Below are 11,501 nucleotides of genomic sequence, written 5' to 3'. Positions count from 1 at the left end.
CGCCCGACATCACCTTGATCCGAGCCTGTCACGGTCCGTTGACAGGCTCGGACCAGCCGCGACGTACGACAGACAGCACAGCCCCGTACGACGACTCGACGAGCGCGAGACGAGAACCCATGGACGACGAACAGCAGCGACCCGATCACGGGCCTCTCTCCGGGTTCACCGTGGGGGTGACCGCAGCGCGCCGCGCCGACGAACTGGGCGCGCTGCTCCAGCGGCGCGGGGCCAGCGTCGTGCACGCGCCGGCCCTGCGGATCGTGCCCCTCGCCGACGACAGCGAACTGCTCACCGCGACCAAGGAGTTGATCGACGACGCCCCCGACGTGGTGGTGGCCACCACCGCCATCGGATTCCGCGGCTGGGTCGAGGCCGCCGACGGCTGGGGCCTGGGTGAGGAACTGCTCGCCCGGCTGCGGAGCGTGGAGCTGCTCGCCCGCGGGCCCAAGGTCAAGGGCGCGGTCCGGGCCCAGGGGCTGACGGAGGAGTGGTCGCCGTCCTCCGAGTCGATGGCCGAGGTGCTCGACCGGCTGCTCGAAGAGGGCGTGGACGGCCGCCGTATCGCCGTACAACTGCACGGGGAACCGCTGCCCGGGTTCGTCGAGTCGCTGCGCGCCGCCGGGGCCGAGGTCGTCCTCGTGCCGGTGTACCGGTGGATGCCGCCCGAGGACATCGCGCCGGTCGACCGGCTGCTCGACGCGGCCCTCACCCGCGGCCTTGACGCGCTCACCTTCACCAGTGCCCCCGCCGCGGCCTCCCTGCTGTCCCGGGCCGAGGAGCGCGGTGTGCGCGCGGAGTTCCTCGCCGCGCTCCACCACGACGTCCTGCCCGCCTGCGTCGGCCCGGTCACCGCGCTGCCGTTGCAGGCCCTCGGCATCGACACCGTCCAGCCCGAACGCTTCCGGCTCGGGCCCCTCGTGCAACTGCTCTGCCAGGAACTGCCCGGCCGCGCGCGGACGTTGCCGATCGCCGGGCACCACGTGGAGATCCGGGGACACGCGGTGCTGGTCGACGGGGCGCTGCGGCCCGTCCCGCCCGCCGGGATGTCCCTGCTGCGGTCCCTCGCGCGGCGGCCCGGCTGGGTGGTGGCGCGGGCCGAACTGCTGCGCGCGCTGCCGGGATCCGGCCGGGACGAGCACGCCGTGGAGACCGCGATGGCCCGGCTGCGTACGGCACTCGGCGCGCCCAAGCTGATCCAGACGGTCGTCAAGCGCGGCTACCGCCTCGCGCTCGACCCGGCCGCGGACGCCAAGTACGCCGACGCCTGAGGCCGTCGGTGCCGCAGCAGGGCACCGGCGAGGCAGGCCAGCGCGAGCGTCGACAGCAGGGCCCGTACGGCGTTCCAGGCCACCCAGGAGTCCTCGAACCGGTCGCGCACCGCGGCCGGATCGGCGATCCGCGCGGGGTCGCCCGCGTCCGCGAGGCCGTTGTTGAGCGGCACGTTGACGGTCACGGTGACCAGGAACGCGAGCGCGTACGCGGCGAACCCGGCCAGCACCCACCACCGGTCCGGGGTGCCGCGCGACTGCCAGGCGGCGACCGCCGTCAGGGCGAGCGCGCCCAGGAAGCCCAGGAAGAAGACCGGGTTCTGGATCACCTCGTTGATGTTCCGCATCACCTCGATGAAGACGCGGTCGTCGCTGCGCGCCAGCGCCGGCATCACCGCGCAGGCGAAGACGTAGAAGGCCCCCGCGATCAGGCCCGTCGCGACCGTGGCCGCTCCCAGTACACCCGCGGCGGCGTCACGCCGCTCCAAGCTGTCGTCCGTCATGTCCCTCAGTCAACCGGCGGGCCGCGGCGGGGGACATGGCCGAGGATCGCGGCCGCATAAGCGGGCGTCCACGGCGCCCTCCGTCACGCGCCCGGCGGGCCGCCGCCCCGCGCCCGGTAAGCATCCGGCGGGCATCCGGTACGGGACCGGTGCCGAGTCTTCCGGCGGGGCGCCGGGGCATGCACTGTAGGGGGTACAGCGGCAGGTGACCCCAAGGCGGTGACAGGCACATGGCATCGGGCATGGCCACGGCCTCGTACGAGCTGCGGTTCGACTCCGGGCGGATCTGCCTGGACCTGACGGCGACCACCCATCCCGAGGAACGCCTCGACTCGGCCGCCCGGTTGAGCGCCTGGGTCCTCGCCTCCGGGCTGGTCCCGGTGAGTACCGTGCTGGCCGACGTGGACACCTCGTGGCTGCTCGGCTTCCGGGAACTGCGCGGACATGTCGCCCAGTTGGTACGCGGCGAGCTGGACGGGCGGCCCGCGGACGGCGCCCTCGCCCGCGTCAACGCCGTCGCCCTCGCGGCTCCGCCCGCTCCCTGGGCCGTGCGCGCCGACGACGGTTCACTGCGCAGGGGGCTCCGCACCCCGCCGTACTGCGGTGAACTACTGTCTGTGGTGGCCCGGGACGCCCTCGATCTGCTCACCGACCCGCTCGCGAGAGCGAGTCTGCGGCAGTGCGAGGGTGACAACTGCCCGATCGTCTACCTCGACACCTCGCGCGGCCGGCGCCGCCGGTGGTGCTCCAGCGAGGTGTGCGGCAATCGGGAGAGGGTGGCCCGGCACCGGCGGCGGGCGGCTCTGGCACGCGCCTGATCACACCCGTCCGTGATGTTCCAGTGACGTGAGGTGATCGATATGCATTCTTTTCGCTGTCTACACATCTTCCCCAGAAAAAATCCTGAACACTTTGAACACCCGCGTACCAGCACACGTACCCGGTGATGAGCGACCGACTGGGGGAACCCCCGGACACCGGAGGTAGGCGTGCGCAAGGATTCAGCCGTGGCTGATGAACACAAGCCAAGGGCCCGACATCGCATGTCTCAGCAGTCCTCGTCGACCGAACCCGACGAGGAGCTGATGCGTGCGCTGTACCGGGAACACGCGGGGCCCCTGCTGGCCTACGTGCTGCGCCTGGTGGCCGGAGACCGGCAGCGCGCCGAGGACGTCGTGCAGGAAACACTCATCCGTGCCTGGAAGAACGCCGGCCAGCTCAATCGAGCGACCGGTTCGGTACGCCCCTGGCTGGTGACGGTCGCCCGGCGCATCGTCATCGACGGCCACCGCAGCCGGCAGGCCCGGCCTCAGGAGGTCGACCCGTCGCCGCTGGAGGTCATCCCCGCGGAGGACGAGATCGACAAGGCGTTGTGGCTGATGACACTGTCGGACGCGCTGGACGACCTGACCCCTGCTCACAGGGAAGTATTGGTCGAAACATACTTCAAAGGGCGTACCGTCAATGAGGCGGCCGAAACGCTCGGCATTCCCAGCGGCACTGTGCGCTCACGGGTTTTCTACGCCCTTCGGTCGATGAAGCTGGCTCTTGAGGAGCGGGGGGTGACGGCATGAACACGTACGGGGGTTACGGAACAGGTGGTCCGGGAGCCATGCAAGGTCCACGAGGGCAGCAAGGGTCCGGGGACAACATTCACGAGACTGTCGGCGCCTACGCGCTCGGCATCCTCGACGACATCGAGGCCACGGCCTTCGAGGAGCATCTCGCCTCCTGCGAGTGGTGCGCCCAGCAGCTCGACGAGCTCGCCGGGATGGAACCGATGCTCGCGGCCCTCGCCGACCTGCCCGCCTCGCAGGGCAGCCCGGCCATCGCGGAGTCCCTCTCGGCCCGCCCGAGCCCACGGCTCGCGGAACGGCTCGTGGACGAGGTCGCGGCACGCCGGGCCCAGAAGCGCCGCCGGGGCATGTACCTGGTCGCCGCCGCGGCCGCGCTGATCATCGGCGGACCGCTGACCGTCATGGCGGTCAACGGCGGCAACGACACCGGCACGAACATGCCGCAGGCGCACGCCACCAGCCCGGCCAAGGCCGCCTTCCAGGTCATGACCGACAAGTCGTCGGCCACGGACCCGAAGACCAAGGTCAGCGCCGTCGTCGCGATCGAGCCGAAGGACTGGGGCACCCACGCGGTCCTCCAGCTCAAGAACGTCACGGGCCCCGAGAAGTGCTCCCTGATCGCCGTCGGCAAGAACGGCGAGCGCGAGACGGTCACCTCCTGGTCGGTCCCGGAGTGGGGCTACGGCACGCCCAACGCCAAGACGGAGCAGGCCAAGGAGCCCCTCTACGTCCACGGCGGCGCGGCCTTCGAACCGAACCAGATCGACCACTTCGAGGTCATGACGTTCGGGGGGAAGCGCCTCGTGGAGGTGAAGGCGTGAGCGGACTCCGGGCGCGGACGTAGCCCGGCGGGCCTCCCTTCGCGTACGGTTGACGGCTGCCCAGCACGTCAGAAGGGGGCGCCCGGTGGCCGCTCAGGCTCAGCAGGAAACCGCGCTCGGCTCGGTCCGCACATCCGTACCGGAGGAATCCGTCAAGGACGACTCCGTACGGGACCGTGAGATCGCCGTCGAACAGGAACATCTGGACCGGGTCTACCGGCGCCTCGAGGAGAAGATCCACGAGGCCGAGTTCCTCATGCACGACGCCGCCCAGCGCGGTCACGTCGGCACACCGGGGGCGCTCGCGGAGCGGGACGCCCAGGTGTTCCGCGCGGGAATCCACCTCAACCGTCTCAACAACGAGTTCGAGGACTTCCTCTTCGGCCGGATCGACCTGCTCCGCGGCAAGGACGGCGTGAAGGGGCCCGACGGCGCGTACACCGCGGTGGAGCCCGCCGAGGGCGCGGTCCGCGAGGACAACACCGCCGACATCGCGGAGACGCTCCACATCGGCCGTATCGGCGTCCTGGACGCCGAGTACGCGCCGCTGGTGATCGACTGGCGGGCACCGGCCGCCGCCCCGTTCTACCGCTCCACCCCGGTCGACCCCGGCCGGGTCGTGCGCCGCCGGGTCATCCGCTCCAAGGGCCGCCGGGTCCTCGGGGTCGAGGACGACCTCATGCGCCCGCAGGTCAAGGCCTCCCTCGACGGCCGTGAGCTGCCCGTCATCGGCGACGGAGCGCTCATGGCCGCGCTCGGGCAGGCCCGCAGCCACACCATGCGCGACATCGTGGCGTCCATCCAGGCCGAGCAGGACATGGTGATCCGCGCGCCCGCCGCGTCCGTGACCTACGTCGAGGGCGGCCCCGGCACCGGCAAGACGGCCGTCGCCCTGCACCGGGCCGCCTACCTGCTCTACCAGGACCGCCGGCGGTACGCGGGCGGCATCCTGATCGTCTCGCCGACCCCGCTGCTCGTCGCCTACACCGAAGGCGTGCTGCCCTCGCTCGGCGAGGAGGGCCAGGTCGCGATCCGCGCGATCGGCTCGCTCGTCGACGGCGTGGCCGCGACGCTGTACGACTCCCCGGCGGTGGCCCGCGCCAAGGGCTCGTACCGGATGCTGAAGGTGCTGCGGAAGGCGGCGCGCGGCGCGCTGGAGAACCCGGCCGGCCCGGCACGCGGCGCCGACAACGGCCAGCTCACCTTCGGCGAGCCGGAACAGGCCCCCGCCGGCACCCCCACCCGGCTGCGGGTCGTCGCCTTCGGGCGCCGTCTGGAGCTGGAGTCCGCCGAACTGGACCGGATCAAGCACAACGCGCTCGGCGGGACCGCGCCGGTCAACCTGCTGCGCCCGCGCGCCCGCAGACTCCTGCTGGACGCGCTGTGGGCGAAGTCGGGCGCCGGGACCCGGCACTCGGACCCGGAGCTGGCCGCCGAGCTGCGGTCCTCGTTCGACGAGGACGTCACCTCCGAGGACAGTTTCCTGGCGTTCCTGGACGCCTGGTGGCCGGAGCTGACCCCGCGCGGGGTGCTGGCCGCGATGGCCGACGAGCGGCGCCTCGGGCGCTGGGCGCGCCGGATCCTCAACCCGGGGGAGGTCCGCCGGGTGGCCCGCTCGCTCAAGCGGGACGGGTTCTCCGTGCACGACGTGGCGATGCTCGACGAGCTGGAGGCCATCGTCGGGACACCCGCACGGCCCAGGAAGCGCCGCGATCTGGACCCGCTGGACCAGCTCACCGGCCTGGAGGAGCTCATGCCGGTGCGCGAGGAGACCCAGCGCGAGCGCGCCGAGCGGCTGGCGCAGGAGCGGACCGAGTACGCGCACGTGATCGTCGACGAGGCGCAGGACCTCACGCCCATGCAGTGGCGGATGGTCGGCCGGCGCGGCCGGCACGCCACCTGGACGGTCGTGGGCGACCCGGCCCAGTCCTCGTGGTCCGACCCCGACGAGGCGGCCGAGGCCCGGGACGAGGCGCTCGGCACCCGCCCCCGGCGCCGCTTCACCCTCACCGTCAACTACCGCAACCCGGCGGAGATCGCCGAGCTGGCCGCCAAGGTCCTCGCGCTCGCCATGCCGGGCTCCGAGTCCCCGTCCGCCGTACGGTCCACGGGCGTCGAGCCCCGCTTCGCGGTCGTACGGGACTCCCTCGCGCAGACCGTGCGGGCCGAGGCCGCCCATCTCCTCGACCGGGTCGACGGCACCGTGGGCGTCGTCGTCGCCATGAACCGGCGCGAGGAGGCCGCCCGCTGGCTCACCGGGCTCGGGGACCGCGTGGTGGCCCTGGGAAGCCTGGAGGCCAAGGGCCTGGAGTACGACGCGACCGTGGTCGTCTCGCCCGCGGAGATCGCCGACGAGTCGCCCGCCGGACTGCGGGTCCTGTACGTCGCCCTGACCCGGGCCACGCAGCAGCTCACCGTGGTCTCCAGCGACCGCGACGAGCCCGACGCGGACGGGGTGCCCGACCTCCTGCGGGACTGACGGCCCCCGCGCCGAAAAGAACTCCCGGGACGGGAATTGCTCCACGGGAATCCTTTGTTACCTTTGACGTGACACCGGCCCGATCCAAGCCCCCGGGCCCAACCTTCGTCGCTACGAGCGACCACTTGCCGCGAGGCGAGCATGGCGGGTCGGTGTCATTGAACGTCGTCCTTCACCGAAGGACCTGGAGAGGCCCACGTCATCCGTGACGTGGGCCTCTTTCGTCCCCCGGCCGGTCCCCCGACCCTCCCGCGCGGCGGCCGCCCCTCTCTCGTACAGTGGAATCCGCTTTCCGAAGAGCGAACCCCCGGCGAACAAAACGTTCGCAATCCGGGGCGACTACCGCGTACTCGGTGGTAGGTGCGACGATCGGACGGCACAAAGCAGTGACTCGGTGAAAGCAGAGGAAGTCGGCCATGGCAACGGCGCCCAGCGTCTCCTACTCGATGACGGTCCGGCTGGAGGTGCCCGCGAGCGGAACCGCGGTCTCCCAGCTCACGACGGCCGTGGAGTCCAGCGGAGGCTCGGTGACCGGCCTCGACGTGACCGCGTCCGGCCACGAGAAGCTCCGGATCGACGTCACCATCGCGGCGAGCTCCACCTCGCACGCCGACGAGATCGTCGAGCAGCTCCGCCGGATCGAGGGCGTGACGCTCGGCAAGGTCTCCGACCGTACGTTCCTCATGCACCTCGGCGGCAAGATCGAGATGCAGTCCAAGCACCCGATCCGCAACCGTGACGACCTCTCCATGATCTACACCCCGGGTGTGGCCCGGGTGTGCATGGCGATCGCCGAGAACCCCGAGGACGCCCGCCGCCTCACCATCAAGCGCAATTCCGTTGCGGTCGTGACGGACGGCTCCGCGGTGCTGGGCCTCGGCAACATCGGCCCGAAGGCCGCGCTGCCCGTCATGGAGGGCAAGGCGGCCCTCTTCAAGCGCTTCGCCGGCATCGACGCCTGGCCGCTGTGCCTGGACACCCAGGACACCGACGCGATCGTCGAGATCGTCAAGGCGATCGCCCCCGGCTTCGCGGGCATCAACCTGGAGGACATCTCCGCGCCGCGCTGCTTCGAGATCGAGGCCCGGCTGCGCGAGGCCCTCGACATCCCCGTCTTCCACGACGACCAGCACGGCACGGCCATCGTCGTCCTCGCCGCCCTGACCAACGCGCTTCGCGTCGCGGGCAAGGCGATCGGCGACATCCGGGTCGTCATGTCCGGCGCGGGAGCGGCCGGTACGGCCATCCTCAAGCTGCTCATCGCCGCCGGGGTGAAGAACGCCGTCGTCGCCGACATCCACGGCGTCGTCCACGCCGGCCGCGGCGACCTCGTCGACGCCGCCCCGGACTCCCCGCTGCGCTGGATCGCCGACAACACCAACCTCGAAGGCCTCACGGGCACGTTGAAGGAGGCCGTGCGCGACGCCGACGTCTTCATCGGTGTCTCCGCCCCGAACGTGATCGACGGGGACGACGTGGCCTCGATGGCGGAGAACGCCATCGTGTTCGCGCTTGCGAACCCCGACCCCGAGGTCGACCCGGCAATCGCCCGCCAGACCGCGGCAGTTGTGGCCACCGGCCGCTCCGACTTCCCCAACCAGATCAACAACGTCCTGGTGTTCCCGGGTGTCTTCCGTGGCCTCCTGGACGCCCAGTCGCGTACCGTCAACACGGACATGATGCTCGCCGCCGCGGCCGCGCTCGCGAACGTGGTGACCGAGGACGAGCTCAACCCGAACTACATCATCCCCAGCGTCTTCAACGACAAGGTCGCGGGCGCGGTCGCCGGGGCCGTGCGTGACGCGGCGAAGGCGGCGGGGGCGACGGACGCGGCCAACACGAGCGCGTAGCACGGGTCGAGCCGGGCCGCGAGCCCGTGCCGTACCGGCCGATGTCCCGTCTGTGACGGGCGCCACGACCGCCCGGAACCCGGCGCGTCGCGGAACGCGGGGCCAGTGGCCGCCTCTAGGGTGGCGGCCAGGCTCAGGCCTCGCAGGGGCCTCTTCGTGTGACCCCCAGGGGTGTTCGTGTGACTCCCAGGGGTGCCGGATTGGCTTTCCCGCCGCAGGTGGGGGCAGGATGCGTCTTCGGGCGCGACGGTCTGGCCACGGACCCGGGTCCGGGAGCCGACCGAGGACCCTGGCAGCATCGGCTTCACTGTGCCCGATATGCGGCTCCGCCGCCTGGCACGCCTCAACAGCAAGAAGAACACGGGAGTAACAACATGAACCGCAGTGAGCTGGTGGCCGCGCTGGCCGACCGTGCCGAGGTGACCCGCAAGGACGCCGACGCCGTTCTGGCCGCTTTCGCCGAGACCGTCGGCGAGATCGTCGCCAAGGGCGACGAGAAGGTGACCATCCCCGGCTTCCTGACCTTCGAGCGCACCCACCGTGCCGCTCGCACCGCGCGCAACCCGCAGACCGGCGACCCGATCCAGATCCCGGCCGGCTTCAGCGTGAAGGTCTCCGCGGGCAGCAAGCTCAAGGAAGCCGCCAAGGGCAACTAGTCCCGGCGCCCGTACGTTCCCCTCGGACGCGGGACGCGGGAGACGTACGAAGCCCAGCAACGCCAATGGGGCGGCCCTTTCAGGGGGCCGCCCCATCGGCGTACGCGGGCGAGCCCGCCGGAGTGCTAGCCGAGCGCCTTGCCCGGCAGTTCGACCTTTGCGCCGAGGGCGATGAGCTTGTCCATGAAGTTCTCGTAGCCGCGGTTGATCAGGTCGATGCCGTGGACGCGGGACGTGCCCTGGGCCGCCAGCGCCGCGATCAGGTACGAGAAGCCGCCGCGCAGGTCGGGGATGACCAGGTCGGCGCCCTGCAGCTTCGTCGGGCCCGAAACGACGGCGGAGTGCAGGAAGTTGCGCTGGCCGAAGCGGCAGACGGAGCCGCCGAGGCACTCGCGGTAGAGCTGGATGTGCGCGCCCATCTGGTTCAGCGCGGACGTGAAGCCCAGCCGGGACTCGTACACCGTCTCGTGGATGATCGACAGGCCGGTGGCCTGCGTCAGGGCCACGACCAGCGGCTGCTGCCAGTCGGTCTGGAAGCCGGGGTGGACGTCCGTCTCCAGCGCGATGGACTTGAGCTGCGAGCCCGGGTGCCAGAAGCGGATGCCCTCGTCGTCGATCTCGAAGGCGCCGCCCACCTTGCGGTAGGTGTTCAGGAACGTCATCATCGACCGCTGCTGGGCGCCGCGGACGTAGATGTTGCCCTCGGTCGCCAGCGCCGCGGAAGCCCACGAGGCGGCCTCCAGGCGGTCCGGGAGGGCCGCGTGGGTGTAACCGCCGAGCGAGTCCACACCGGTGATGCGGATCGTCCGGTCGGTGTCCATCGCGATGATGGCGCCCATCTTCTGCAGGACGCAGATCAGGTCCTCGATCTCCGGCTCCACGGCCGCGTTCGAGAGCTCCGTGACACCCTCCGCGAGGACCGCGGTCAGCAGGACCTGCTCGGTCGCGCCCACGGACGGGTACGGAAGCTGGATCTTGGTGCCGCGCAGCCGCTGCGGGGCCTCCAGGTACTGGCCGTCCTCCCGCTTCTCGATCTTCGCGCCGAACTGCCGCAGCACCTCGAAGTGGAAGTCGATCGGCCGGCCGCCGATGTCGCAGCCGCCGAGACCCGGGATGAACGCGTGGCCCAGCCGGTGCAGCAGCGGGCCGCAGAAGAGGATCGGGATGCGCGACGAGCCCGCGTGGGCATCGATGTCGGCGACGTTCGCGCTCTCGACGTGCGAGGGATCGAGGATCAGCTCACCGGGCTCCTCACCCGGACGGACGGTCACACCGTGCAACTGCAGCAGCCCGCGTACGACACGGACGTCGCGGATGTCGGGGACATTGCGCAGCCGGCTCGGCCCGCTGCCCAGCAGGGCGGCGACCATGGCCTTCGGTACGAGGTTCTTCGCACCGCGGACACGGATCTCGCCCTCAAGCGGGGTTCCGCCATGGACAAGCAGGACATCGTCGTTGACGGTCATGTATCTCGCGTTCCGATGAGTTGGGCAGGTGTGGGTCGTCGGCAGGCCGGTCGTACGGGAGCCGAACAGCAAGGGTAATGGGCGCCCGCCCCGGCGCAGTAAGCCCGAGGAGGACTCAGCTCTGTCATAGCTTGGCCACAACACGAGCCGTCCTTGGCCGGGCACGGGGGGTCACCGGCGCCGCCGTGCGCGGGCGACGCTTCGTTGCGCCCTGAGCTGCATTCACTCCCGTACGCGCATTGGCTCCCCACATGAAGGGAATGTGCGGGATCATGTCTGGCATGACCGAGGTGTCCTCGCTCACAGGGCGGCTGCTCGTGGCCACGCCCGCCCTGGCGGACCCGAACTTCGACCGCGCGGTGGTGCTGCTCCTCGACCACGACGAGGAGGGCTCCCTCGGTGTCGTCCTCAACCGTCCGACGCCGGTCGGTGTCGGGGACATCCTGGAGAACTGGGCCGGACTGGCCGGGGAACCGGGGGTCGTCTTCCAGGGCGGCCCCGTCTCGCTGGACTCCGCGCTGGGGGTGGCGGTCATCCCGGGCGGCATGGCGGGGGAGCGCGCGCCCCTCGGCTGGCGGCGGGTGCACGGCGCGATCGGTCTCGTGGACCTGGAGGCCCCGCCCGAACTGCTGGCGTCCGCCCTCGGCTCCCTGCGCATCTTCGCCGGATACGCGGGCTGGGGACCGGGCCAACTGGAGAACGAACTGGTCGACGGCGCCTGGTACGTCGTCGAGTCCGAACCCGGCGACGTCTCCTCCCCGGCGCCCGAACGCCTGTGGCGCGAGGTCCTGCGCCGCCAGCGCAGCGAGCTGGCGATGGTCGCGACGTACCCCGACGATGCCTCCCTCAACTGACCGGCGCACCGGCCCCGGTGTCTT

10 protein-coding genes are annotated in these 11,501 nt (G+C 71.3%); 8 read left to right on the top strand and 2 right to left on the bottom strand.

The genetic code is table 11. From position 1 onward, the window contains the following. The first annotated feature begins 119 nt into the window (after nucleotides 1-119). Nucleotides 120-1,271, top strand: a complete 1,152-nt coding sequence (locus tag ACZ4TO_RS14770; RefSeq protein ID WP_382790242.1) for a uroporphyrinogen-III synthase — start codon at nucleotides 120-122, stop codon at nucleotides 1,269-1,271. Here the strand turns inward: ACZ4TO_RS14770 and ACZ4TO_RS14765 are convergent. Continuing rightward, on the bottom strand, nucleotides 1,220-1,774 hold the full coding sequence (locus tag ACZ4TO_RS14765; protein ID WP_468024309.1) for an anthrone oxygenase family protein: 555 nt from the start codon (nucleotides 1,772-1,774) through the stop codon (nucleotides 1,220-1,222). The genes ACZ4TO_RS14770 and ACZ4TO_RS14765 overlap by 52 nt on opposite strands. 230 nt (nucleotides 1,775-2,004) lie before the next feature. On the opposite strand from ACZ4TO_RS14765, the gene ACZ4TO_RS14760 reads away from it, so the two are divergent. From ACZ4TO_RS14760 to ACZ4TO_RS14735, 6 genes are all read left to right on the top strand, one after another. Then, complete coding sequence (locus tag ACZ4TO_RS14760) at nucleotides 2,005-2,592, top strand: CGNR zinc finger domain-containing protein (RefSeq protein WP_382790235.1); 588 nt, start codon at nucleotides 2,005-2,007, stop codon at nucleotides 2,590-2,592. A gap of 225 nt (nucleotides 2,593-2,817) precedes the next feature. Then, nucleotides 2,818-3,348 carry a sigma-70 family RNA polymerase sigma factor gene (locus ACZ4TO_RS14755; RefSeq protein WP_037619265.1) on the top strand — a complete coding sequence of 177 codons (531 nt, stop codon included), beginning with the start codon at nucleotides 2,818-2,820 and terminating at the stop codon, nucleotides 3,346-3,348. A gap of 38 nt (nucleotides 3,349-3,386) precedes the next feature. Beyond that, nucleotides 3,387-4,172 carry an anti-sigma factor family protein gene (locus ACZ4TO_RS14750; RefSeq protein WP_382790232.1) on the top strand — a complete coding sequence of 262 codons (786 nt, stop codon included), beginning with the start codon at nucleotides 3,387-3,389 and terminating at the stop codon, nucleotides 4,170-4,172. Between the two features lie 85 nt (nucleotides 4,173-4,257). Then, nucleotides 4,258-6,651, top strand: coding sequence for a HelD family protein (locus ACZ4TO_RS14745; protein WP_382790229.1), 2,394 nt, complete (start codon nucleotides 4,258-4,260; stop codon nucleotides 6,649-6,651). Nucleotides 6,652-7,067: 416 nt separating this feature from the next. Then, on the top strand, nucleotides 7,068-8,501 hold the full coding sequence (locus tag ACZ4TO_RS14740; protein ID WP_385043809.1) for an NAD-dependent malic enzyme: 1,434 nt from the start codon (nucleotides 7,068-7,070) through the stop codon (nucleotides 8,499-8,501). 374 nt (nucleotides 8,502-8,875) lie between these two features. Further along, the gene (locus tag ACZ4TO_RS14735; RefSeq protein WP_037619258.1) at nucleotides 8,876-9,157 is read left to right on the top strand and encodes an HU family DNA-binding protein; all 282 of its coding nucleotides are present in this window, start codon (nucleotides 8,876-8,878) and stop codon (nucleotides 9,155-9,157) included. Nucleotides 9,158-9,282: 125 nt separating this feature from the next. On the opposite strand, the gene murA is transcribed toward ACZ4TO_RS14735, so the two are convergent. Further along, complete coding sequence (gene murA / locus ACZ4TO_RS14730; RefSeq protein WP_339129611.1) at nucleotides 9,283-10,623, bottom strand: UDP-N-acetylglucosamine 1-carboxyvinyltransferase; 1,341 nt, start codon at nucleotides 10,621-10,623, stop codon at nucleotides 9,283-9,285. A gap of 281 nt (nucleotides 10,624-10,904) precedes the next feature. Here murA and ACZ4TO_RS14725 point away from each other — a divergent pair, with 281 nt between their 5' ends. Continuing rightward, nucleotides 10,905-11,477, top strand: a complete 573-nt coding sequence (locus tag ACZ4TO_RS14725; RefSeq protein ID WP_382790222.1) for a YqgE/AlgH family protein — start codon at nucleotides 10,905-10,907, stop codon at nucleotides 11,475-11,477. Nucleotides 11,478-11,501: the final 24 nt, after the last annotated feature.

This window comes from Streptomyces sp. NPDC028298, assembly GCF_055565895.1.
This window is presented reverse-complemented; position numbering and strand designations above follow the sequence as displayed.